Genomic DNA, 22,355 nt, shown 5'->3' with positions numbered 1-22,355 from the left:
GGGGGGCCCCCCGGGGTAGGGCACCAACGGGGCCCCCGTCACCCCCCCCCCCCCCCCCCCCCCCCACGCCGGGTGCGTGGGGACCGGCCAGCCCACGACCGGGCTGTCCGGTTCCGATGCCCTGGTCAGGCACTGGTCAGCCGCCGGTCAGCCCCTGTCGGCGGCCATCACCTCGGCGACGGCCGCCAGATCGCTGGTCGGGGAAGCATCGAGAGTGGCGGCCGGGTCCCGCCGAACGCTCCGGCCGTTCGGTAATCCGAACGGCCGGGCGGTGCGGCAATCCGGCGGTGCGGCGGACCGTCCCACCGCCCCCGTACGGCTCGCTCAGTGCCAGAGCCCCCACGAGGCCGGCCGGGCCGGCTCGGCGAGGTGGCCGTGCTGCTCGGCCCGGTACTGGAGCACCAGCACCGACCGCACCTGCTCGCCGCCCAGCGCGGTGTAGGCGTGCGGCAGCGCGGAGTCGAAGCCGATGTAGTCCCCTGGGCCGAGCTCGACCTCGCGGCCGTCGACCCGCACGCCCAGCCGGCCCGTCTGCACGACGGTGTGCTCGGTGCCGGTGTGGCCGGCGGACTCCTGCGCGGCGCCGGTGCGTACCACCTGGTCGTAGATCTCGAACACCGTGTCCCCGGACTCGATCCGGCGCAGCGGGCGCAGGTCGACGCCCCGGCCGCTGAGCACCTCGGTCTCGGCCGCGCGCACCACCGTGACCTCGCCGGCGGGCCGGGCCTCGACCAGGTCGGAGATCGGCACGCCGAGCACCCGGGAGAGCCCGAGCACGGTCTCCAGGGTGGGGTTGCCGGCCCCGGACTCCAGCTGGGAGAGCGTCGCCTTGCCGACCCCGGCCTGCCGGGACAGCTCGGACAGCGACAGTCCGCGCTGGGCCCGCACCCGCTTCAGGTTGGCGGCGAGGACGCCCCGGACGGATTCCTCGGCATCATTCACGCTCGACCTCTTCTCTCCCGGCAGTGTTCGGTATACCGTACGGGTCGCATGCCGACGGACGGGGCAGCCTAGCGAAGCACCTCGCATCCACCACCCTCACCAGGAGACCGTAGTGACCGAGCCCGCCGAGACCATCAAGTACCGGAAGAACGGCCTGACCCGTGGCGTCACGGACGAACTCGCCGAGAGCATGAAGCACGGCTGGGCCGACACCGAGCGCACCGCCCTGGAGCCGGTCCCGCAGGCCGAGCACACCGCCCGCCGCCGCGCGGAGCTGTCCGCCGCCTTTCCCGGCGAGTTGCTGGTGGTCCCGGCCGGCAACCCCAAGGTGCGGGCCAACGACACCGACTACTCGTTCCGCCCTTCCTCCGACTACGCCTACCTGACCGGCGACCAGTCCGAGGACGCGGTCCTGGTGCTCAGGCCGACCGGGGCGAGCGGCCACGAGGCGGTGCTCTACCTGCGCGACCGCTCCCGCACCGACAACGGCGAGTTCTGGCTGGACAACCACGGCGAGCTGTGGGACGGCCGCCGCAACAGCCTCACCGAGAGCGAGCGGCTGTTCGGTCTGCCCTGCCGGGACGTCCGCGCCGTCCGCGCCGATCTTCGTGCCGCCACCGGCCCGGTGCGGGTGCTGCGCCGCCACGACGCGGGCGTGGAGGAGACCCTCGCGGACCGGGCGGTCGCCGAGCGGGACGAGGAGTTCGAGGTCTTCCTGTCCGGGCTGCGCCTGGTCAAGGACGAGTTCGAGATCGAGGAGCTGCGCTTCGCCTGCGCCGCCACCGCCCGCGGCTTCGAGGACGTGGTGCGTGTCCTCGGCACCGACTCCGAGACCGCCGAGCGGCTGATCGAGGGCACCTTCTTCGTCCGCGCCCGGGTCGAGGGCAACAACGTGGGCTACAGCACCATCGCCGCGGCCGGTCCGCACGCGACCACCCTGCACTGGGTGCGCAACAACGGCCACGCCCGGCCCGGCGACCTGCTGCTGCTCGACGCGGGCGTGGAGACCAACCACCTCTACACCGCCGACGTCACCCGTACCCTCCCGGTCAGCGGCCGCTTCACCGAGCTCCAGCGCAAGATCTACGACGCCGTGTACGCGGCCCAGGAGGCCGGCATCGCGGCGGTGCGGCCGGGCGGGCAGTTCCGTGACTTCCACCACGCCGCGCAGCGCGAGCTCGCCGAGCACCTCACCTCCTGGGGCCTGTTCGGCGACCTCAGCGCGGACAAGGTGTACGAGCTGGGCCTGCACCGCCGCTTCACCCTGGCCGGCACCGGCCACATGCTGGGCATCGACGTCCACGACTGCGCCCACTCCCGCACCGAGGAGCACGTCGACGGCCCGCTCGAGCCCGGCATGGTGCTCACCGTGGAGCCGGGCATCTACTTCCAGGAGAACGACCTGACGGTGCCGGAGGAGTACCGGGGCATCGGAGTGCGGATCGAGGACGACATCCTGGTCACCGAGGACGGCAACGAGAACCTCTCCGCCGACCTCCCGCGCCGCTCCGACGAGGTCGAGGCCTGGCTGGCCCGCCTGCGCGGCTAGGAAGCGGGGGCACGACAACCGGGGCCCGGCCGGACGTGGTCCGGCCGGGCCTGCTGGTCACCCGCGGTCGCTCAGCCCCAGTTGCCGACCAGGGGCTGGTCCCCCGGGTTGCCGCCATGCGTTGAGTGAGTGTCACAGGACGCCCGGACCGGCCTGAGCGCCTCCGAGCGGGAACTGCTCACTCTGCTCGCCGCCGGCCTCACCGACGAGGTCGCGGGCCGGCGCCTGGGCATCTCCGCCCGGAGCGTACGCCGCCAGACGGCGGCGCTGATGGAACGCCTCGGCGCGTCCAGCCGTTTCGAGGCCGGCCTCAAGGCCGCCCAACACGGTTGGCTCGACCGAGCGGCGGGGCGACGGGCCGTCAGCCGAGGCGCCACACGGTGGTGGTCTTGACCGCGGTGTCCTCCAGATCCGCGACCACCGGCACCTGGTACGCCGCCACCGCGGTGAAGCGCTCCCGCGGCAGGTAGGCGCGGCCCGGGTCGCCGACGATGACGGTCGCGCCGCGCGCCGCGGCCCGTTCCAGGAAGGGCAGGAAGCGGGCGGCCATGGCCCGTTCGTAGAAGACGTCGCCCGCGAGCACCACCTCGGCGGGCCCGCCGTCGCCGTCCACCAGGTCCACCAGGGTGCCTTCCACCCGCACCCCGTTGACCTCGGCGTTCAGCCCGATCGCGGCCACCGCGTAGGCGTCGATCTCGGCGGCGCGCACCTCCGTCGCCCCGCACAGCGCGGCGGCCACCCCGACCAGCCCGGAGCCGGCCGCGACGTCCAACACCGTACGGCCCGCGACCAGTTCGGGGCGGTCCAGCACGTAGCGGGCGACTGCCGCCCCGCCCGCCCAGGCGAAGGCCCAGAACGGCGGCGGCAGCCCGGCCTCCCCACGCGCCCGCTCGGTGGTCTCCCACAGGGCGATGGCGTCCTCGGCCATGTGCAGGCTGATCTCGGGCACGAAGGGGACGGGCTTCAGCTCGGTCTCCCGCCGGATGAAGGCGAGGTCCTCGGCGGGCTGAAGAGTGGACAGCTCACTCGGCATGCCCCGCAGCATAGAGCCCGCACGGGGGTGCGTCCGCACGCCGGCACGGAGGTGCGTCCGCACGCCCGCACGGAGGTGCGTCCGCACGCCCGCACGGAGGTGCGTCCGCAGACCCGCGCCCGTCTCCCCGCACCCGCAGCCCGGTTCAGCCCCGCTCGTCCACCACCCGCTTGATCTTCCCGACCGAGCGCTCCAGCGTGTACGGGTCCACCACCTCGGCCGCGACCGTGATCCCGACCCCGTCCTTCACCGCCCGGACGATCTCCGCCCGCGCCGCCTCCCGCTGTTCGGCCGAGGCCTCCGGCCGGGCCTCCACCCGGACGGTCATGTGGTCCAGCCGCCCCTGCCGGCCGAGCCGCAGCTGGAAGTGCGGCGCGACGCCGGGGGTGCGCAGCAGGATCTCCTCGATCTGGGTCGGGAAGACGTTCACCCCGCGCAGGATGATCATGTCGTCGCTGCGCCCGGTGACCTTCTCCATCCTCCGGAAGGCCGGCCGCGCGGTGCCGGGCAGCAGCCGGCTGAGGTCACGGGTGCGGTAACGGATGATCGGCAGCGCCTCCTTGGTGAGCGAGGTGAAGACCAGTTCGCCGCCCTCCCCGTCGGGCAGCACCTCGTCGGTGAACGGGTCGACGACCTCCGGGTAGAAGTGGTCCTCCCAGATGTGCAGCCCGTCCTTGGTCTCCACGCACTCCTGCGCGATGCCCGGGCCGACCACCTCGGACAGGCCGTAGATGTCGACGGCGTGCAGGTCGAGCCGCTCCTCGATCTCGCGCCGCATCTCCTCCGTCCAGGGCTCGGCCCCGAAGATGCCGACCCGCAGCGAGGTGCTGCGCGGGTCGACGCCCTGCTTCTCGAACTCGTCCAGCAGGGTCAGCAGGTAGGACGGGGTGACCATGATGATCTCGGGCTCGAAGTCCAGGATCAGCCGCACCTGGCGGGCCGTCATGCCACCGGAGGCCGGGATGACGGTGCAGCCGGCCCGCTCGGCACCGTAGTGCGCGCCCAGGCCGCCGGTGAACAGCCCGTAGCCGTAGGCGATGTGCACCTTGTGGCCGGGCCGGCCACCGGCCGCGCGGATCGAGCGGGCGACCACGTCGGCCCACATGGAGAGGTCGTTCTCGGTGTAGCCGACCACGGTCGGCAGCCCGGTGGTGCCGCTGGAGGCGTGGATCCGGCGGACCTGTTCCATCGGGACGGCGAACATGCCGAAGGGGTAGCCCTCGCGCAGGTCGGCCTTGGTGGTGAAGGGGAAGCGGGCGAGGTCGTCCAGGGTGCGGCAGTCCTCGGGGCGGACCCCGGCGGCGTCGAACTTGCGGCGGTAGAGCTCGACGTTGTCGTACGCGTGCCGCAGCGTGGCCCTCAGCCGGGTGAGCTGGTGGGCGCGCAGCTCCTCCGGGCCCATCCGCTCGCCCGCGTCCAGCAGCTCCGGCGGGAGCGGCTCCCCGAGGTGTCGGCTCGGGACGGGTGCGGTGCCGGTCATCGTCGCTCCTTCGCTGCTCTGCCTGCCCGGAGCTGCCTACCGATCGTTCGGTCAGCTCAGGTGGCTCCATTGATCCAGTACCCGAACCACCTGTCAAGGGATCGCACAGACCTTCCGGAATGCGAAGTTCCGACCACTTCGCGGCGACTTCACCTCGACAGCTTGGCTGTCCGATATGAAAATCATTACAGAACTTTGACTCGCCGGCAGTCTTTCCCGCCCCGACCACATGGTTCAGTAGTGCGGTTTCCGCCCCGCACCCCGGAGTGATCACCGTGCCCACGACTCCCGCCCTGGTCAGCGCGCTGCGCGAACTCGGCGACCGACCCGCCGTCGTCGCCGACGGGCGCGCGATCAGCGGCATCGGCCTGCTGCTCGGCGTCTCCCCGCCGGGCGGCCTGCCCCGGGCCCTCGCCCGGCGCGTCGCCGAGCACGCCGCGCTGCCGCCCTCCGCCGCCCGGGCCGCCGAGCAGCGGCTGCGCTACTGGGCCGGCGTCCTCGGCACGCCACCGATCCGGCACGCCGTGCTGCACCCGGTCAGCGACCTCGCCGTCGACCTCGCCCTCGCCACCCTGCTGACCGGCGGCACCGTCCACTGCGGCGACCCGGAGCAGCGGCCCGAGCAGCAGCTCGCCGCCGTCGCCGCCTACCGGGCCACCCACCTCAGCCTGCCCTCCGCGCTGCTGTGGCGGCTCAGCCGGCAACCCGGGCTCACCGCCCACGACCTCGGCGCGCTGCGCCTGGTCCTGCACATCGGCCCCGAGCCCCGACAGGAGGACGTGTACGCCGCCGTCGACGCGCTCGGCGCCGTCCTCGCCCACGTCCGCGCCCCGGACAGCAACGCCGAGGCCGCCGACCGCCGGCTGCGCGCCGACGCCGAGAGCGCCTCGGCCGCCGCCTGGAAGCACAGCATCGGCGTCACCGCCGAGCAGGTCCGCGACTTCGGCGCCCAGCTCGACCGGGCCGTGCTCGCCGCACTGCTGCACACCCTCCAGCAGAGCGGTGTGCTCACCGACCCCGCGCGCGGCTACCCCGAGGCCGAGGTGCTGGCCGCCGCCATGGTCACCCCCGCCCAACGCCCCCGGGTCGTCCGCTGGCTGGACGCGCTCGCCCGGCATGGCCTGATCACCCGTCAGGACGGCGGAGTCCAGGGCCCGGTCTTCCGCGGCGGGCCCGGGCCGGGCGCCGCAGAGGTCCGGGAGGCCTGGCGCCCGGCCGTCGAGACCTGGACGGACGGCCTCGGCCCGGCCGCCGCCCTGGACCGGGTCCGGCGCGGCGCCCTGCGGCTGCCCCGGCTGATCAGCGGCGAGGAGGCCCCGCGACCGGCCGCCTCCCCCGTCCGCCGGGCCGCCGCCCGCGGCTACCTCGGCGCCGCCCTCGGCGCGCTGGTGCGCGGCACCGCCGAGGCCCACGAGGGACCGGGGCCGCTGCGCGTCCTCGAACTCGACCCCGAGGGCGGCGAGCCGGCCGTCGCCCGCGCCCTCGCCGCCCGGCCCCGGCAGAGCACCGAGCACCATCCCGCCCCCGACGGCGGCCGCTACGACCTCGTCCTCGCCACGGCGACCGGACGGACCACGGAGGAGGTCCCGGCGCTGGTCCGGCTGCTCTCCCCCGGCGGCCGGCTGCTGCTGCTCGCACCCACCGCAGAACAGCTCGACCTGCTGATCACCGGCGACGCCCACGGCCTCACCGCCCTTCCGGCGGAGCACTGGCGGGCGGCCCTGGCCGCCGCGGGCTGCCCGACGGTGCTGACGCTGCCGGAGGACGGGCACCCGATGGGGCTGCTGGGACAGCAGTTGTTCGCGGCGCGGGTGGACTGACGGGGCCCGGCCCACGCCCTCCTCCGCGCGTTCCCGCCGGTCGGAGCGGCCCGGGCGGCTCCCCTACCCGCACGCCGTGGCCGGGCGGTGAAGTCCGGATCACGCACCGCCACCCGATCTGTACCATTTCGATACCGAAGCCGGGATGAGCTGCAGGGATTCTCGCCGCCCGGGCCCGTCCCCGGGTAGGCTCCGCTTGTCCTCCGGCCCCCGCGCAGGCGGCCCCCTGCCGCCGTGCCGCGTCCTCCGGGGGCGCACCCCCGCGGGCCACTCGGTGGGCACCGCGCACTCGACACCGCGCGCCAGGGCAGTCGCGCGAACGGCGAAGGGCATCGCATTGGCGGATCGGCTCACCGGAGGAGACTCCTCGCTGCTGCGGCGGATCAATGCGGCGGTCACGCTTCGGGCGCTGCGGAACGGCCACTCCGTGACCCTCACTCAGCTCGTCGGCGAGACCGGGCTCTCCCGCCCGACGGTCGAGGGCGTGATCGAGGGCCTGGTCGAGACCGGACTGGTCGCCGAGGTCGAGCAGCCGAGGGAGGACGGCCAGCCGGGCACCGGCCGCCGCGGCCGCCCGGCCCGCTGGTTCCGCTTCCGCGCCGAGGCCGGGCACATCCTCGGCATCGAGGTCGGCGTGCACGACATCCGGGTCATCCTGTCCGACCTCACCGGCGAGGTGGTGGGCAGTCACTTCAAGCCGGTGGACGAGACCCTCGACGCCGAGGACCGGCTCGCCGCCGTCCGCACCGCCGTCGCCGAGGTGCTGCGCAAGGCCGGCATCTCCCGGGACAACCTGTGGGCGGTCGGCATCGGCACCCCCGGCATCGTGGACCGTGAGGGCACCATCCGGCTGGGCACCGCGATGCCCGGCTGGACCGGACTCGACCTCGGCACCCGCCTGCGGCGCTCGTTCCGCTGCCCGGTCCTGATCGAGAACGACGCCAACCTGGCCGCCATCGCCGAGCACTGGCAGGGGTCGGCGGTCGGCGCCGACGACGTCGTCTTCGTGATGGCCGGCCTCAGCCCGGGCGCCGGCTCCCTCATCGGCGGCAAGCTGCACCGCGGTTTCGGCGGCGCGGCCGGCGAGATCGGCGCCCTGCACCTGCTCGGCCAGGAGGTCACTCCCGAGCGCCTGCTGTCCACCACCGGAAAGCCCCTCAACCCGCTGGACGAGGCCGCCGTGGCCCGTGTGCTACGGCTGGCCCGGGAGGGCGACGAGGTCGCCAAGGTCGCCATGGACCGCTTCCTCACCCGCCTCGTCCAGGGCGTCGCCGCGCTCGTCCTGGCCATCGACCCGCAGCTGGTCGTCATCGGCGGGTGGGCGGCCGGCCTCGACGGCGTCCTGGACCCGCTGCGCGAACGCCTGGCCCAGTTCACCCTGCGTGCCCCCGAGGTCGCCCTGGCGGCCCTCGGCTCCGAGGTGGTGGCGATGGGCGCCCTGCGCGTCGCCCTCGACCAGGTCGAGGAGCAGCTCTTCGCGGTGGACCCGCCCCGGGCCTGACGCCGACACCGCTGCCAGGCCTGACACCGGTCGCACTGCGGAGGCTGGCGCCGGTCGCGCTGCCGGGTCAGCCCCGCAGGTGGCGCTCCGCGACGTCGAACGGCCAGCGGGCGAAGTCGACCGGCAGCGCGTCGACGTTCGGAGGGACGCTCACCGCGCAGTTCCGTCCGCCCGGAACAGCCCGCCGCATTCCGGTGTACCGGACTCCGCCCACAGCTCCACGACCAGGTTCACGTCTCCCCCCTCCACCCTGTCGCGGCTTCCGAGGGCGACGCCAACGGCAAAGGCCCGGACGCCAGTTGGCGTCCGGGCCTCGACCTGAGGGTTTCCGGAAAGTGGTTCAGGAGGCGGTACGGACCTCGGCCGTCGCGCCGACCGGGGTGACCTCGACGAGTCCGGCCTCGCCGAAGGTCAGCTTGCAGGTGTCCGCCCGGTAGGTGGAGACCGCCAGCGCCACCAGCCGGCCTGCCGAGGCGTACTGGGTGGTCATGACCAGGACCGGCGCGCCGGGCGGGCGCTCCAGCAGAGCGGCCTGCTCGGCCTCGGCGACACCCAGCTCGACCGAGCGGGACTCACCGTCCACCTCCAGGCGCTCCAGCTGGCGCAGCACCGAACGGGCGCGGTCGCTCTCGGCACGGAAGCCCGGCAGGTGCGGCAGGGCGGCGGCCGGGACGTGCAACGACTCGCTGGCCACCGCCCGGCCCTCCACCAGGCGGACCCGGCGCACGGTGTGCACGGTGGCGCCCTCGGCGACGCCGAGGCTCTTCGCCAGCTGCGCGGAGGCGGGGGCGGTGGTGCAGTCGATCGTCCGCCAGGCCTGGCTGCGCGCGGCGCCGGGCCAGCCCTCCTCCTGCCGGTTGACCGGGACGCCGACCCGCGGGGCGGCGATCAGGGTGCCGATCCCCCGGCGGCGCACCAGGCGGCCCTCCAGCTCCAGCTGGTCGAGCGCCTGCCGCAGCGTGGCCCGGGCGACGCCGAAGCGGGCCGAGAGCTCGCGCTCGTTGGGCAGCACCTGACCGGTGGAGAACTCCGAGTCGATGGCCCGCAGCAGCACCGTGCGCAGGTGCCAGTACTTCGGCTCCGGCACCGCAGAAAGCTGTCCTGTCGTACCCACCGCGTCCTCCACCCTGATGTTGTCCGCCCTGCGACAAGGAGGGCGGATCCCGGGCCCACTGTCCGCTGTTGCGGCAGGTGGGAGAGCGGGCCTTTATCCGTCCTTCTTTATTAAAGGTCCTTGCAGTAAGTGACCCTAGGTGCTCCGTCCGGAGATGGTCAAGACCAATGGCGCGGCTCGATGGGGCCGCCGCCCATATTCATGCCGCGTTCACGACAGCTCTTGTCAGCCACTGTCACCATCCGGCGGAGACGGCCGGCGGGGACAGCCGGTGAAGGCGGCCGATGGAGACGGCCCGCCGCCGCGCGTCACGGTTCGGACCGGGAACGGCCAGTCGGTAGGCTGCCCGGGTGATCGTGGTGACGAGTGTGAACGTGAACGGAATCCGGGCGGCGGCCAAGAAGGGCTTCGTCGAGTGGCTGGCCGGTACCGAGGCGGACGTGGTCTGCCTCCAGGAGGTGCGCTCCGAACCCGAGCAACTGCCCGTCGAGCTGCGCGACCTGGACGGCTGGCACGCGGTCTGGGCCCCCGCCGCCACCAAGGGCCGAGCCGGCGTCGCCGTCCTCTCCCGCGAGAAGCCGCAGCGCACGGTCATCGGATTCGGCTCGGAGGAATTCGACAATTCGGGCAGGTATGTCGAAATCGACCTGCCTGGCGTGACCATCGCCAGCCTCTACCTCCCCTCCGGTGAGGTCGGCACCGAGCGCCAGGACGAAAAGGAACGCTTCATGGCGGAATTCCTCGTCCACCTCACCGCCCTGCGCACCCGCGCCTCCGCCGACGGCCGCGAGGTCATCGTCTGCGGCGACTGGAACATCGCCCACCGCCCCGAGGACCTCAAGAACTGGAAGGCCAACCAGAAGTCCGCCGGCTTCCTCCCCGAGGAGCGCGCCTGGCTCTCCCGCGTCCACGACGAGGCCGGCTACGTCGACGTCGTCCGCGCCCTCCACCCCGACCGCACCGGCCCCTACTCCTGGTGGTCCTACCGCGGCCGCGCCTTCGACAACGACTCCGGCTGGAGGATCGACCTAATCATGACAACTCCGGGCATTTCAGACAAATGCATCGAGGCCCACGTCGAGCGCGCGGCCTCCCATGCGGAGCGGTGGAGCGATCACGCGCCCGTCACCGCCGTGTTCAACTTCGGCGATAACTGACCTGCAGGCAACCACAGTTGAACAAAGTCCAGAGACGGCCCCGGCTGACGGCACGCCCTCAGCCCAGGTCCGCTCGCGCCAGTGAATGAGGCCTGTGATCTCGCCCGGGCCGGTTTGACAAGTCGATTCGTCGCATCGCCTCGCGCCAGGGACATCGCGAGCGCTGACTGGCGGGAAGGCCTTGTGGCACCTACACGGGACCGGCCATAGCGGCTCTCCGCAATCCTCGCTGGCGTGCGCCCATCAGCGAGGGTACGCCAGCGGGGAAGGACCACGGAACTCCTCATCGGCGTCCGGGACCGCAGGCCTCGCCGACGGCCACGCCGCCCGCTGAGGCCACGACCCCTCGGAAAGCGAAGCCAACGGCGACGACTCCACCCCCGTGTCCCGCGCGACCAGGCGGCTGATCGGCTGGCTACCCGTCGGCCGCCATGCCTGTGGCGTGCCGTGCGACCGCCGGGGCGGCGAACGCGACCAGCACGGCCAGCACCGCGAAACCACCGCCCAGAGTAGTGGCCACCGCCGCCGAGGCGACGACCAATGGGCCACCGGCGTCGCCGAGTTCGCGTCCGAGTTCGGCGGCGCCCATGGTCTGGCCCAGCCGCTCGGCAGGCGTGGCGGCCGCCAGGGCGGCGAACGCGAGCGGGGTGATCAGCCCAGTCCCTGTTCCGATGACGACCGCCGCCGACAGCAGCGCCGTTGGTGCCGAGCAGCTTGATGACCTCCTGCGAGGCCACCGGCCCGCCGGGGAGCGCCTGGGTGCCGCCGCCGAGCGTGCTCACCTGGGCCGCCGCGTGCAGGTTCTCCACCATGCCCGCGGCCACGAACACCACGGCGAAGACCACCGAGACCGGCAGCAGCAGACGGATCGTCACCCGGACGAGGTCCACCCAGAAGTTGCCCACCCGGTCGGTCCCGCTCCGATGGAAGCCGCGGATCAGCGCGGCGACCACGGCGATGCCGACGGCGGCGGACAGGAAGTTCTGCACCGCCAGACCGGCCATCTGCGCCAGGTGCCCCAGCGTGGACTCGCCCGAGTAGTTCTGCCAGTTGGTGTTGGTGACGAAGGACACCGCGGTGTTCCAGGCGAGCGGGGCGTCCACCGCCTTGAACCCGAGGGACAGCCACAGGTGGTTCTGCAGCCGCAGGAAGGCGTACAGGAAGAGCACCGAGACCGCGGAGAACGCCAGCACACCACGCAGGTAGCCGGTCCAGCTCTGGTCCACGTCACCGTGGACCCCGATCACCCGGTAGATGCCGCGCTCGATCCTCAGGTGCCTGCGGCCGGTCAGCATGCCCGCGATGTAGTCGCCGAGCGGCCGGTACGACAGCGCGAGAGCGGCCACCAGGGCCAGGGCCTGGAGGTAACCCCTGAGCGCGGCGTCCATCTCAGAACCGCTCGGGGCGGATCAGCGCCACCACCAGGTACACCACCAGGACGGCGGCGACGATCAGCCCGGCGAGATTGTCCCCGCTCACAACCGCTCGGCCCCTTTGGCGAGCAGCGCCAGCACGGCGAAGACGACCACCGTCAGGCCGAGGTAGCCGAGATCCATCACGACGCACCGCCCAATCATCACTGTGTGCAACCGTCCGATTTTCATGTGTCATCACGATTCTTGGCTGACGTGCCCGACCATGGTGAGCTTTTCCTGAGCCATCGGGATGGCACGCGGCAGGCAGCACAGTGGTGTGAGCGGCCCTCGGGAGTCCGGCAGCGGTCGGGCGGGCCCAGGCGTGGAAGGCAACGGGTTCCGCGCGGTGACCCCGGTCCGGGCCGAAGGCCGACTGGGCTTACCCCATGGATGCTTCTCAGAAGTGTCCGATTACGGGACAGCGCCGATGACGGTACGGACCACCTCAGCCGCAGTGGGTTGCATCACTGCGACTGAGGTGTCCATGAAGTCGCTGCGGGGCGGGCGCGCTTCGAGAGCTAGGAGTTCCGGCCACGTGCGGCGACACGCCAGCGGCCCACGACCTTGCCGCCGCTGACGACCGCGACATCGTCGACGAGGTTCACCGCCACACAGACGTGGTTGGGGATCACCCGCAGCCGCTCGCCGAGGGCGGGCAGGTCGCTGCCATCGGGCCAGACCACGGTGGCATGGTGCTCGGACAGGGCCGTGATGCGGGCCTCGGGTTCGTCCATGAGCCGGCCGAAGCCCGTGGCCCACACGGGTCGGTCACCGCCGAGGACCTTGCTGCCCGCATCCAGGACGATCCGCCGGGGTGCGGTGTCGTCTCCCTCGTGACGGCTGACGACGGTCGCCGCGACCGTCAGCGCGATGTCCTCGAGCGCGCACCGTCCGAGTTCGAGCTGCTGGGCGTCACCGAACACGTAGACGCCCGGCCGCACTTCGGTGATCGCCGAGGTACCCGCCAGCTCCGCGGTGGGGGTGGATCCGCCACTCACCCGCGTGACGTCGAACCCCGCGGCGGCGAGCAGTTCGGCGGCCCGCCCGAGGGCCCGCCCCTCCTCCCGCGCCGCCTGCTCGGGCATGTCCGGTGCGTAGCCGTGGCCCGGGAAGGTGAACACTCCCCCGACCCGGAACCCGGCGGCGGCCGCCGCGTGGGCCACCGCCACGGCCGCGGCCGGGAGGACGCCGCTGCGGTGGTGGCCGCTGTCGATCTCCACCAGGATCTCGATGTCACCGGCCGCGTCGCCCAGCTGCCGACCGGCGGCCTCGGCCGCTTCCACGGAGTCCACTCCGATCGCGATCCTGGCCCCGGTGGTCAGCCGCCGCAGCCGTTTCGCCTGACGGGGGCCGATCCAGAGCGGATAGGCGATGAAGAGGTCGGTGGCGCCGTGCTCGGCGAAGACCTCGGCCTCCCCGATGGTCGCCACCGTCAGCCCGACGGCCCCTGCGGCGAGCTGCAGCTCGGCGATCTCCGGCATCTTGTGGGTCTTGGCATGCGGGCGCAGCCGCAGGCCCTTGGCCCGTAGTCCGGCCGCCATGCGGTCGACGTTCCGCTGGAGCATGTCCAGCTCGACCATGATGTCCGGAGTCTCGACATCCTCGGGGACTCTGATCATCGGCTTCCTCTTCGACTCGGACCACACCCGTGCGGGCGCGTCGTCACGGGCAATCTGCCACAGTCCCGGGCGGTGGGTGCCCGTCGCCTACTGCCCGGGTTCCCGCTCCGCGAGGAGCAGTTCGAGCAGCTCGTGCGGGGCGACCTCGGCAGGCCACCCGCTCAGGGGCCGGGTGAGCGACCAGCGCAGGATGAACGAGGTGCGCTCCTCGGGGGTGTCGCCGCCGTGCCCACCCTCGTCGAGGTGGCCGTGGTCGGCGACGATCACGATGAGCCAGTCCTCGCCGTGCTCCACCGCGCGGGTGTGTACGGCGTGCCGGAGCCTGGCCACGTGACGGTCGACCCTGCTCAGCGCCGCCTGGTACTCCTCGGTCAGCGCGCCGTAGACGTGGCCAGCGTCGTCCACGTCGCAGAAGTAGACGAACGACACGTCCGGCGAGCGGCGGGAGGTGAGCGCGGCCAGCGCGAAGTCGGCGATCTCGGCGTCGATCCGCACGTAGCCGTGCACCTCGCCGTCGCGGGCGACGACGGTGTGCAGTCCGGCCTTCTGCTGTTCCGCGCGTTGGTGAACGACGGGGCCGAGGTCGTCCGGGGACACCAGCGGGGGCCAGCCGGCCGCCGCGAACGTCCGGGTGGTCTGGTCCTGGTAGAAGGCCCGGGACAGGAGGTCCGGGTGGCGGTGGAGCTGGTGGCCGACGAAGGTGTTGTCCCTGATCCCGTGCTGGGCGTGGGTGGTCCCGGTGAGGATCGAGGACCAGCCGGGTCCGGACATGGTCGGCACTTCCATGGTCATGGGCATCAGGTGGCCCTCGGCTGCCATGGCGCGGAGCGTGGGGGCGGCAGGCGAGTCGGCGGTCAGGTCCCAGCGGAGTCCGTCGATACCGATCAGGAGGATGCGGGTCCGGGCGGCGGGAGTCGGCGAGAGCGATGCGGTCGGCACGGGCGGTTCAGCTTTCGGTGGGGGTTTCGGCAGGGGTTTCAACGATGGTGCGGGTGCGGGTGACGCCGAGGGATACGGGGGTTCCCACCGGGAAGGAGCCGGCAGTCGGCGTGGCCAGGTCCACCCGGAGGTGGTCCGCGCCGTGGCGTACGACGAGCGAGCTGAGCGGCCCACGCAGGATGTGCTCGACGACGACACCTGCGGCCTCGCCGACGCGGGCGGACTGTACGGAGATGTCCTCGGGGCGGATCAGGGCGACGGCCCGTGCGGACGCGACGGGTTCGCGGTTGGCGATCCGCAGGCAGGCTCCGAGCACGGCGATCCGGCCGCCGGCCACCGGGCCCTCAACGCGGTTGACGACGCCGACGAACTGCGAGACGAACGGCGTCTCGGGTTCGTTGTACAGCGTTTCCGGGGTGGCGAGTTGTTCGATGCGCCCGTCGAGCATGACCCCGACGCGGTCGGCCATGGTGAGCGCCTCCTCCTGATCGTGCGTCACCATCAGTGTGGTGATGCCCTCTTGGCGCTGGATCCGGCGGATCTCCTCCCGCAGGCGGGCCCGAACAGTTGCGTCGAGGGCGCTCAGCGGCTCGTCCAGCAGGAGCAGTTGGGGCTGGATCGCGAGTGCGCGGGCCAGGGCGACGCGCTGCTGCTGTCCACCGGAGAGCTGGTGGGGGAACTTCCCGCCGTGCTCGGCGAGCCCGACCAACTCCAGGAGCTCATCAGCTCGTTGGGTGCGCTCGCTACGACCCATGCGCCGGATGCGCAGCCCGTAGGCGACGTTCTCGCGGGCGGACAGGTGCGGGAAGAGCGAGTAGTGCTGGAACACTACGCCGATGTTGCGCGAGCGCGCCGGCGCCGTGGTCACGTCGCTGCCGGCGATGCTCACGTGTCCGGAGTCGGGCCGCTCCAGGCCTGCCAGGATCCGCAGGGTGGTGGTCTTGCCGCAGCCCGAAGGCCCGAGCAGCGCCACCATCTCACCCTGGACGAGGTCGAGGCTCAGGTCATCGAGTACGGTCCGGCCGGCGTAGGCCTTGCTGACCCCGGCCAGCGAGACGTGCCCCGGACGGGATGCGACAGCGGCCGGGTGGGCCACGCCGAAGGCGTTGGGAGAACTCATGATTCGGTTCGTTTCCGTCGTTGGGCGAGCCACGAGATGCCCGACAGGAGCAGCCACGTGATCATCATGGTCAGGAAGGAGAGGGCCGCGGCGCCGCGCGGGGAACTGCCGCCCGCCTGCACGGTGTAGACCGGGAACGTGAAGTGCAGCAGCAGGGAGGCCACCGCGAACTCGCTCAGCACGAGCGCGACGCACATGAGCGCCGCGGACAGCAGCGCGGTGCGCAGGACGGGCAGCGCGACGCGCACCAGCGTGCGCAGGCTCCCGGCGCCCAACGAGCTGCTCGCCGCCCAGAGGGTGCGCAGATCGGCCGCCCGAAGCTGGGCATCGAGGGCTCGGTATGCCAGCGGCAGACACAGCACCACGTAGAACGGCACGAGCGAGAGCGGCGAGACGAGGAACCCGGGCATCGTGGCATGGAAGAACAGCCCGGCTCCGGAGACGAGCGTCACGGACGGCACCACCAGCGGGAGCAGCGACAGCGACTCCGCGAGGTGACGCAGCCTGGCCGTCCCGTGCAGATGGAGGACCAACAGGGTCGGCAGCAGCAGCACGAGCGTCGCGAGGGTGGACAGGACGGCCAGCAGCACCGTCATGTTCAGCGCGTCGCCGGCGCCCGCCGAGGTGAGGACGGCGGCCAGGTTGTCGAGCGTCGCGCCCGCCTTCCCCGGAACGGTGAACCCGAAGACGGCGGCTCCGGCCACCGGGACCAGGAACCCGAGGAGGGCGAGGACGAGGACCGCCGTACGGAGCACTCCCCCGATGCGGAACGGCCGCCGGGAGGTCAGTGGCTCAGCCATGCCCGGCTCCTCCGTTCGAGCAGTGCCCGCGCGCCCATCGCGATCACAATGACGAGCATCATGACCGTGGCCAGGGCGGCTGCGAACGACTCGTCGATGGTCACGTTCCCGGCGATGAAGAAGCCGATCAGCAGCGGTACGAGGTTCAGGCCGCCCCCGGCCAGGGCGTACGCGGTGGCGTACGCCGAGAACGCGTTGGCGAAGAGCAGCAGCAGGGCCCCGCCGAGCGAGGGGGCGAGCACCGGCAGGGCGATGTCCTTCGCGTACCGCCACCCGGTGGCGCCCAGGGTGCTCGCGGCCTCGTGCCACTCGCGGCGCAGGCCGGCCAACGCGGGCAGCATCAGCACGGCCATGAGGGGAATCTGGAAGTACAGGTACACGAGTGCGACGCCCAGGAAGGAGTCGAGCCGGAATCCGTGCAGCAGACCGGGCAGCAGCCAGGTCACCAGCCCCTGCCCGCCGATCGTGGCGATGAAGGAGAACGCCAGCGGCACTCCGCCGGACTGCGAGGCCATGGCCGCATAGGACAGGGCCAGGTTCTTGAGCCACCGGGGGCGCTCCGCGCCGACCAGCGCCCAGGCCAGGACCAGCCCGGCGGCTCCGCCGACGACCGCCGTGACCAGGGACAGGTTGGTGGTCAGGACGAACGCGTCGAAGTACTGGGGCTCGAAGACCCGGGCCATCGACGCGGTCGACCAGGCCCCGGCGACCTGGAACGCCTGGAGGACGTTCGCCGCGACCGGCAGGAAGAGGAAGACCAGGAGGAAGGCGAAGTACGGCAGTGTGCCGAGGGCCGGGCGGCGCAGCCCGCGCGCTGCGGCCTTCGGGCCCGCCATCAGGCCCGGACCTTCGCGGCCCAGGTGTCGGTCACGAGCTGGCTGGCCTTCGTACCCTGGTCGACGGTCGGGAACGTCACCTTGCGCAGGATCTCCGGGTCCGGGAGGTTGGCCATCGCCTCCTTGGACAGCTTGCCGGCCTGCGCGAGCTCGGTGAACCGGGCCGGCACCGCGCCACCGAGGGCGTACTGTTCGGCGCCCTCGTCGCTGGTCAGCCAGTCCACCCACAGCCGTGCCGCGTTCGGCTGCGGCGAGGCCTTCGTCACGGGCTGCACGTAGTACGTGCCGAAGACGCCCTCGGCCGGGACGAAGAACTCCAGGTCCACGCCGGTGCGCTTCAGTTCGGCGCTCATGCCGGTGAAGTTGTAGTTCCAGTCGAAGACGACCGCCGCCTGGCCAGAGGCCAGCGCGCTGCTCGTCTTGGAGATGTTGACGAGGTTGCCGCGCTTCGCGAGGTCCGCGAAGTACTCGATGCCCGGGGTGATGTCGTCCGCCGAACCGCCGTAGGCGAGAGCCGCGGCAAAGACGGTGGCGAGGGAGGTGGCGCCGGTCCGCGGGTCGCCTGGCAGGGCGACCTTGCCCTTGTACTCAGGGCGCTTGAGGTCCTCGAAGCTCGCCGGGCGTGGGGCGGCCTTGGTGTTGACGCCGATGGAGACCACCCCGTAGTAGGCGCCGACCCACAGGCCGTTCGGATCCTTGAGGTTGTCCGGGACCCGGTCGAAGTTGCTCGGCCTGTAGGCCTCGATCAGTCCCTGCTCGGTGGCGGCCTTGGTGAAGGAGTAACCGATGTCGATGGAGTCCGGCTGGGACGACTGGCCGAGCAGGGTCTTGACCGCCTTGACCTCTTCCGCCGACGAGGCGTCGGGGGACGCCACCGGGGTCTCGATGCCGTACTTGGCGCGGAACTTCTCCAGCTGCCCCTTGTAGTTGGCCCAGGTGTCCGGCAGGGCGATGAGCTGGACCTTGCCCTCCTTCTTCGCCAGCGCGGCGATCTCGTCCAGGGAGGATCCGACGGTCTTGCGCGAGCCGGCCGACGAGCCACTCGCGCATCCGGCCAGGGTCGTACCGAGGGCGGCCGCGCCCAGGCCGAGAGCGGACAGGCGCAGGAAACTGCGGCGGGAGGGGCCGGACGCGGGCGGATGCATGGACATGGTGGCGCCGTTCTTGAGGGTGGGGGGTGGTGAGCCGATCGCTCGCCGCCCGCCATGCTGCGCGCCGCTCATGACCAAAGGCTGGTGTCAAGGCAAACAGTCGACAAACTTTGGTCTAGACCGAAAACTGCTACGCTCGCCCCGCCTACCCATCGAGACCGATCAAAGGAGTCCCCCATGCCTGACACTCTTATTGACCTTGAAGACGCCCTTACGGTCCTCCATGGGGCACAGGGTGTGCTGTTCGACTTCAACGGCACGCTCTCCCTCGACGAGGACCTCGTCGGCCGGCTGTACGCGGACGCGGCCGAGGAGCTGTGCGGCATCGAGCTGGGTTGGGAGGAGTACGAGCGCCGCTTCGTCGGGATCAGCGACCTCGAGATCTGCGCGGCGCTCTCGCACGGCGACGCCCGCCTCGCCGACCGGATCCTCGGCCACATGTGCTCGGCCTACGCCCGCGAGGTGTCCGAACAGCCCCGTATCCCGGCCGCCCATGTCGAACTCGTCCGGCGTCTGGCAGATGCGGGCATCGAGGTCGGCGTGGTCACCGGTACGGTGCGGCGGCTGCTGGAGCCGGCCCTCGCCACGACCGGCCTGGACTCCGTCGTCAAGGCCACGGTGTGCTGCGAGGACGTCGCCGCGGGGAAGCCGAGCCCCGAAGGCTTCCTGCGCGGGGCAGCCCTCCTGGGGGTGTCCCCCGAGCGCACCGTCGTCGTCGAGGACTCCCACGCCGGGATCGGTGCCGCGCACGCCGCCGGCATGGCCTGCATCCTCGTCGGACCGCTCGCCGACAACGCACCCCGGGGCACCCACCCCGTCGGCGACCTCGCGGCCCTCGTTCGCTAGCGGCCCCGCCTAGAGCCCCGGCCTGCTTCCGGTGCTCACACGCACGCGCAGGGCATCCGCCCGATAGACGTCGTGCGCGTACTCGATCGCGCGGCCGTCCTCCCGGTAGGAGGTGCGCACGAGCCGCAGCACCGGACTCCGGGCGCCCACACCCAGGAGTTCCCGCTCCTCCGCCGACACGACGGCCGGAAGCAGTTCCTCGACCTTCCGCACCGGTGCCGACTGGTACTCGCCGAGCGCCGCGTACACCGAACCCGTGATCCGCCCGAGCGGGAACCCCGGCAGGAGCGCCGCCGGATACCAGGCGTCCTCGATCGCGACGGCTTCCTCGTCCGCGAACCGAAGCCGCCGCAGGTGGTACACCTCGTCCCCGGCCGCCAATCCGAGCCCCGCCGCCACCTCGGGCGACGCCGCCACGCTCTCCGCGGCGAGGACCGTTGAGGCGACCTCGATCCCTTCCGCAGCCAGCTGCTGGACCAGGCCCACCATGGACGCGAGCTCAAGGACCGGGGCCCCGGCAGAGACGAAGGTCCCCCCGGCCCGGCCGGGACGCCGCTTCACCAGGCCCCGGAACTGCAGCGACTCGACGGCCTGGCGCAGCGTCATACGGCTGACGCCCAGCTCTGCGGCCAACTCGCGCTCGGCCAGGAGCTTCATCCCCGGGGCGTACCGCCCCGACACGATCCGGGCATGCAGAACGTCCTCGACCCGCTGCACAGAAGAATCGACCGACGCCATTGTCATAGTTTATCCAGCAACGAACACGAGGCTGCTCACCGAGGGCTTCGACAACGAAACCTGCACCACCCGTCAGTGGCCAGGCGCCACCCGTCGACAGGTGACGCCCGGCCGTGCCCGGACGCGGGATGCGCCCATGACTGTCAAGCCGCTGAAGCAAGGTCGGTTTGAGTGATTCTTGGGAAAAATGCCCGGCTGTAGTCCGATTAATCTGAGCACTCGTGGGCGATCGCTTCCAGCGGCATCCAGCCGCGCGCCGCACGACTGCACGGGGCACTCGACGATCGCCGGCCCGCCTCGTGGCCGCGTCACCTGCCGGCATCGCGGATGTGCTGGAGTCCTGCCTCGGCCGCGGCTTTGACTTCCGGATCCTTGTGTCGCAGGGCGATCCGCAGGTGGCGCTCGGCGGCCCTCCACCATCGTCGCGACCATCTCCTCATCCGGAACCACGTCCTGCGGGCGCTGGCACTCTTCGGGATGGTGCGGCCGCACGGGTACGCCACGGACACCATCGCGTCCAGCGAGAGTGCGGCGGGCCCTTGATGAACCGTCAACCAGTCCCGTTCGCCCCGCGACGGACACGTCTGCCGGCGCCGCGCCTGCCACCATCCCCGGACTCCGCCTCGACCGTCCCGCAAGGGCCGACGCTAGCGGCAGACGGGCAGGCGGACGCCGCGACGCGCACCGGTCGGCCTCCGGGCGCGGGCGGGCAAAACGCCTGGTAGACAGGATCTGGAAGTGTTCCATGCTTCGCCACCTGGACCGCGACCGGGTCGCGGTCATCGCGGCCCTGCTCGCCCCGCTCGCCCTCGCGGCCGTGCTGGTGCCGACGCGGTCCCACGTATCGAACACGGAGGTCGCGCGGGTCCTGGTCGTGGCGGTCTCGGCGCTGGGGAACCGCTTGGCCGGCGCCCTTGCCGCGCTGTCCGCCGCCGTCTGGTACGACTTCTTCTTCACCACGCCGTACCAGACGTTCTCGATCACCAAGTCCGCCGACATCAGGACCGCGGTGCTGCTCCTGCTGGTCGGGCTCGCCGTCTCGAAGTGGTCGCCATCACCGACGCCCGTTACCTGGGACAGCTCCACGAGGCAGCGGCGATCGCCCAACGCCGCGATTCCGCCGCTCTCGTGGACCACGTCGCCCGCCAGCTGGTCGACCTTCTCCAACTGCGCGGCTGCCGCTTCGAACACGGGAAGCTGACCGGACACCCGCCGCGCCTGGAGCAGGACGGCTCGGTGGTGATCGGCTCCCGGAGCATGGGCGTCGGGCAGCACGGCATGCCGCAGGAGGAGATCGAGCTCCGGGCGGTGGCTGGGCCGGCCGGTCTCGCCCAGGGGAAGGCACGGAACCGGCCGGCGGTCTCAGGAGGTGGCGATGGCGGTCAGGATCCGGGTGCGGGCGGCCTTCACCGCAGGCAGGATCGCGGCGGCGAGTCCTGCCAGGGCCGCTCCGGCGAGTACGGCCAGGATGGTGGTCCACGGGATGCTGAGCGCGGTGATGCCGTAGAGGGTGAGGACCTTCTGCCCGGCGATGCCCCAGGCGAGGCCGAGCCCGAGTCCGAGCAGGGCGCCGTGCACCGCGATGAGGACGGACTCCAGGCGGACCATCCGGCCGACCCGGCTCCGGGAGGTGCCGATCGCGCGCAGCAGGCCGATCTCGCGGGTGCGTTCGATCACCGACAGGGCGAGGGTGTTGACGACGCCGAGGACGGCGATGACGATCGCGAGGGCGAGCAGGGCGTAGACGAGGTAGAGGATGGTGTCGACCTGGCCGGTGATCGACTTCTTGTAGTCGGCCTGGCTCTGCACGGTCACCTGGGGATAGCCCGCGAGGGCCGAGTCCAGGGAGTTCTGGACCTGCTGCCTGTCGGCGCCGGGGGCGGTGTTGAGATAGAGGGCGAAGTCCTGGGCCTCGGGGGCGTACGTGCCCAGGGTGTCGAGGGAGACCTCCCAGCTGCCGCCGTCCTTGCCCGCGCCCGCCGGGGGCTTGCTGATCGCGCCGACGGTGAGGGTGCCCACGTTGCCGTTCAGGAAGTGGAGTTCGACCTGCGAGCCGATGCCCAGGTGGTCGGCGTCGGCGGTGGTCTGGTCGACCATCACCTTGCCCGCCGCGACATCGGCGGTCGATCCCGCGACGTACTGCGGCTTGACGGCCCGGTCCACCGTGTTCGTGTCGACGCCCGAGACCACGAGCTGGAACCCGTTCAGATGGGCGACGGCGTAGCGCTGCCGAGTGACGGCCTGCACACCCGGGATGGCCTTGACCTTGTCGGTGACCTCGTGGCCGATCGGGGT

General features: G+C 72.1%; 21 protein-coding genes and 1 pseudogene. 7 read left to right on the top strand and 15 right to left on the bottom strand.

The window, feature by feature from the left end:
• Positions 1-324: 324 nt before the first annotated feature.
• Entirely contained in the window at positions 325-942 is a 618-nt protein-coding gene (locus ACIRRH_RS08885) for a helix-turn-helix domain-containing protein (protein ID WP_403063780.1), read from the bottom strand.
• 112 nt (positions 943-1,054) lie between these two features.
• On the opposite strand from ACIRRH_RS08885, the gene ACIRRH_RS08880 reads away from it, so the two are divergent.
• Positions 1,055-2,491 (top strand): aminopeptidase P family protein, encoded by a 1,437-nt coding sequence (locus ACIRRH_RS08880; RefSeq protein ID WP_403063777.1) that lies wholly within the window; start codon positions 1,055-1,057, stop codon positions 2,489-2,491.
• Positions 2,492-2,644: 153 nt separating this feature from the next.
• Positions 2,645-2,884: pseudogene (locus tag ACIRRH_RS08875) on the top strand (LuxR C-terminal-related transcriptional regulator); the annotation flags it as partial.
• Here ACIRRH_RS08875 and ACIRRH_RS08870 read toward each other — a convergent pair.
• Positions 2,853-3,524 carry a class I SAM-dependent methyltransferase gene (locus ACIRRH_RS08870; RefSeq protein WP_403063774.1) on the bottom strand — a complete coding sequence of 224 codons (672 nt, stop codon included), beginning with the start codon at positions 3,522-3,524 and terminating at the stop codon, positions 2,853-2,855. The pseudogene ACIRRH_RS08875 and the gene ACIRRH_RS08870 overlap by 32 nt on opposite strands.
• A 145-nt stretch (positions 3,525-3,669) precedes the next feature.
• Positions 3,670-5,004 carry a phenylacetate--CoA ligase PaaK gene (gene paaK / locus ACIRRH_RS08865; RefSeq protein ID WP_403063771.1) on the bottom strand — a complete coding sequence of 445 codons (1,335 nt, stop codon included), beginning with the start codon at positions 5,002-5,004 and terminating at the stop codon, positions 3,670-3,672.
• Positions 5,005-5,279: 275 nt separating this feature from the next.
• On the opposite strand from paaK, the gene ACIRRH_RS08860 reads away from it, so the two are divergent.
• Complete coding sequence (locus ACIRRH_RS08860) at positions 5,280-6,824, top strand: hypothetical protein (RefSeq protein WP_403063768.1); 1,545 nt, start codon at positions 5,280-5,282, stop codon at positions 6,822-6,824.
• A 337-nt stretch (positions 6,825-7,161) separates the two neighbouring features.
• Entirely contained in the window at positions 7,162-8,325 is a 1,164-nt protein-coding gene (locus tag ACIRRH_RS08855) for an ROK family protein (RefSeq protein WP_403063765.1), read from the top strand.
• Between the two features lie 67 nt (positions 8,326-8,392).
• Here ACIRRH_RS08855 and ACIRRH_RS08850 read toward each other — a convergent pair whose 3' ends face one another.
• Together ACIRRH_RS08850 and ACIRRH_RS08845 are read right to left on the bottom strand one after the other, a co-directional pair.
• The gene (locus ACIRRH_RS08850; protein WP_403063762.1) at positions 8,393-8,515 is read right to left on the bottom strand and encodes a hypothetical protein; all 123 of its coding nucleotides are present in this window, start codon (positions 8,513-8,515) and stop codon (positions 8,393-8,395) included.
• Between the two features lie 150 nt (positions 8,516-8,665).
• On the bottom strand, positions 8,666-9,439 hold the full coding sequence (locus tag ACIRRH_RS08845; RefSeq protein ID WP_403063759.1) for a GntR family transcriptional regulator: 774 nt from the start codon (positions 9,437-9,439) through the stop codon (positions 8,666-8,668).
• 350 nt (positions 9,440-9,789) lie between these two features.
• Here ACIRRH_RS08845 and ACIRRH_RS08840 point away from each other — a divergent pair, with 350 nt between their 5' ends.
• Positions 9,790-10,596 carry an exodeoxyribonuclease III gene (locus ACIRRH_RS08840; protein WP_403063756.1) on the top strand — a complete coding sequence of 269 codons (807 nt, stop codon included), beginning with the start codon at positions 9,790-9,792 and terminating at the stop codon, positions 10,594-10,596.
• On the opposite strand, the gene ACIRRH_RS08835 is transcribed toward ACIRRH_RS08840, so the two are convergent.
• The 8 genes from ACIRRH_RS08835 to ACIRRH_RS08800 form a co-directional block, all read right to left on the bottom strand.
• Positions 10,554-11,984, bottom strand: a complete 1,431-nt coding sequence (locus tag ACIRRH_RS08835; protein ID WP_403063753.1) for a potassium-transporting ATPase subunit KdpA — start codon at positions 11,982-11,984, stop codon at positions 10,554-10,556. The genes ACIRRH_RS08840 and ACIRRH_RS08835 overlap by 43 nt on opposite strands.
• A gap of 1 nt (position 11,985) precedes the next feature.
• Positions 11,986-12,075, bottom strand: coding sequence for a K(+)-transporting ATPase subunit F (kdpF, locus tag ACIRRH_RS08830; protein WP_403063751.1), 90 nt, complete (start codon positions 12,073-12,075; stop codon positions 11,986-11,988).
• Positions 12,076-12,529: 454 nt separating this feature from the next.
• Complete coding sequence (locus tag ACIRRH_RS08825; RefSeq protein ID WP_403063748.1) at positions 12,530-13,630, bottom strand: D-TA family PLP-dependent enzyme; 1,101 nt, start codon at positions 13,628-13,630, stop codon at positions 12,530-12,532.
• An 87-nt stretch (positions 13,631-13,717) separates the two neighbouring features.
• The gene (locus ACIRRH_RS08820; protein ID WP_403063745.1) at positions 13,718-14,569 is read right to left on the bottom strand and encodes an alkaline phosphatase family protein; all 852 of its coding nucleotides are present in this window, start codon (positions 14,567-14,569) and stop codon (positions 13,718-13,720) included.
• Between the two features lie 7 nt (positions 14,570-14,576).
• Positions 14,577-15,689: an ABC transporter ATP-binding protein gene (locus ACIRRH_RS08815; protein ID WP_403063742.1), complete on the bottom strand. Its 1,113-nt coding sequence runs from the start codon at positions 15,687-15,689 to the stop codon at positions 14,577-14,579.
• Positions 15,686-16,489 carry an ABC transporter permease gene (locus ACIRRH_RS08810; protein WP_403063739.1) on the bottom strand — a complete coding sequence of 268 codons (804 nt, stop codon included), beginning with the start codon at positions 16,487-16,489 and terminating at the stop codon, positions 15,686-15,688. Before ACIRRH_RS08810 ends, ACIRRH_RS08815 begins: the two co-directional genes overlap by 4 nt.
• The gene (locus ACIRRH_RS08805; RefSeq protein ID WP_403063736.1) at positions 16,474-17,325 is read right to left on the bottom strand and encodes an ABC transporter permease; all 852 of its coding nucleotides are present in this window, start codon (positions 17,323-17,325) and stop codon (positions 16,474-16,476) included. Before ACIRRH_RS08805 ends, ACIRRH_RS08810 begins: the two co-directional genes overlap by 16 nt.
• On the bottom strand, positions 17,325-18,548 hold the full coding sequence (locus tag ACIRRH_RS08800; RefSeq protein WP_403063733.1) for an ABC transporter substrate-binding protein: 1,224 nt from the start codon (positions 18,546-18,548) through the stop codon (positions 17,325-17,327). The genes ACIRRH_RS08805 and ACIRRH_RS08800 overlap by 1 nt, the downstream gene beginning before the upstream one ends.
• A gap of 105 nt (positions 18,549-18,653) precedes the next feature.
• On the opposite strand from ACIRRH_RS08800, the gene ACIRRH_RS08795 reads away from it, so the two are divergent.
• Positions 18,654-19,322 carry an HAD family hydrolase gene (locus ACIRRH_RS08795; RefSeq protein ID WP_403063730.1) on the top strand — a complete coding sequence of 223 codons (669 nt, stop codon included), beginning with the start codon at positions 18,654-18,656 and terminating at the stop codon, positions 19,320-19,322.
• A gap of 9 nt (positions 19,323-19,331) precedes the next feature.
• Here the strand turns inward: ACIRRH_RS08795 and ACIRRH_RS08790 are convergent, their stop codons facing one another.
• Positions 19,332-20,060 carry a GntR family transcriptional regulator gene (locus tag ACIRRH_RS08790; protein WP_403063728.1) on the bottom strand — a complete coding sequence of 243 codons (729 nt, stop codon included), beginning with the start codon at positions 20,058-20,060 and terminating at the stop codon, positions 19,332-19,334.
• A gap of 745 nt (positions 20,061-20,805) precedes the next feature.
• On the opposite strand from ACIRRH_RS08790, the gene ACIRRH_RS08785 reads away from it, so the two are divergent.
• Entirely contained in the window at positions 20,806-21,261 is a 456-nt protein-coding gene (locus ACIRRH_RS08785) for a DUF4118 domain-containing protein (protein ID WP_403063725.1), read from the top strand.
• A 161-nt stretch (positions 21,262-21,422) separates the two neighbouring features.
• On the opposite strand, the gene ACIRRH_RS08780 is transcribed toward ACIRRH_RS08785, so the two are convergent.
• A partial coding sequence (locus ACIRRH_RS08780) for an ABC transporter permease (RefSeq protein ID WP_403063722.1) occupies positions 21,423-22,355 on the bottom strand: 933 nt, incomplete at its 5' end.

Origin of the sequence: Kitasatospora sp. NPDC101235 (assembly GCF_044767505.1) — a bacterium.
In the GTDB taxonomy this organism is placed as follows: Bacteria; Actinomycetota; Actinomycetes; order Streptomycetales; family Streptomycetaceae; genus Kitasatospora.
The sequence above is the reverse complement of the archived record's forward strand: the minus strand, read 5'-3'. Positions and strand labels throughout refer to the sequence as shown.

Bases quoted from the DNA above. Each gene is read 5' to 3' on its own strand.
- ACIRRH_RS08800 (WP_403063733.1), bottom strand. From the start codon at position 18,548: ATGAGCGGCGCGCAGCATGGCGGGCGGCGAGCGATCGGCTCACCACCC.
- ACIRRH_RS08870 (WP_403063774.1), bottom strand. From the start codon at position 3,524: ATGCCGAGTGAGCTGTCCACTCTTCAGCCCGCCGAGGACCTCGCCTTC.
- ACIRRH_RS08785 (WP_403063725.1), top strand. From the start codon at position 20,806: ATGCTTCGCCACCTGGACCGCGACCGGGTCGCGGTCATCGCGGCCCTG.
- ACIRRH_RS08835 (WP_403063753.1), bottom strand. From the start codon at position 11,984: ATGGACGCCGCGCTCAGGGGTTACCTCCAGGCCCTGGCCCTGGTGGCC.
- ACIRRH_RS08815 (WP_403063742.1), bottom strand. From the start codon at position 15,689: ATGAGTTCTCCCAACGCCTTCGGCGTGGCCCACCCGGCCGCTGTCGCA.
- ACIRRH_RS08810 (WP_403063739.1), bottom strand. From the start codon at position 16,489: ATGGCTGAGCCACTGACCTCCCGGCGGCCGTTCCGCATCGGGGGAGTG.
- ACIRRH_RS08795 (WP_403063730.1), top strand. From the start codon at position 18,654: ATGCCTGACACTCTTATTGACCTTGAAGACGCCCTTACGGTCCTCCAT.
- ACIRRH_RS08850 (WP_403063762.1), bottom strand. From the start codon at position 8,515: ATGCGGCGGGCTGTTCCGGGCGGACGGAACTGCGCGGTGAGCGTCCCT.
- ACIRRH_RS08805 (WP_403063736.1), bottom strand. From the start codon at position 17,325: ATGGCGGGCCCGAAGGCCGCAGCGCGCGGGCTGCGCCGCCCGGCCCTC.
- paaK (WP_403063771.1), bottom strand. From the start codon at position 5,004: ATGACCGGCACCGCACCCGTCCCGAGCCGACACCTCGGGGAGCCGCTC.
- ACIRRH_RS08790 (WP_403063728.1), bottom strand. From the start codon at position 20,060: ATGGCGTCGGTCGATTCTTCTGTGCAGCGGGTCGAGGACGTTCTGCAT.
- ACIRRH_RS08825 (WP_403063748.1), bottom strand. From the start codon at position 13,630: ATGATCAGAGTCCCCGAGGATGTCGAGACTCCGGACATCATGGTCGAG.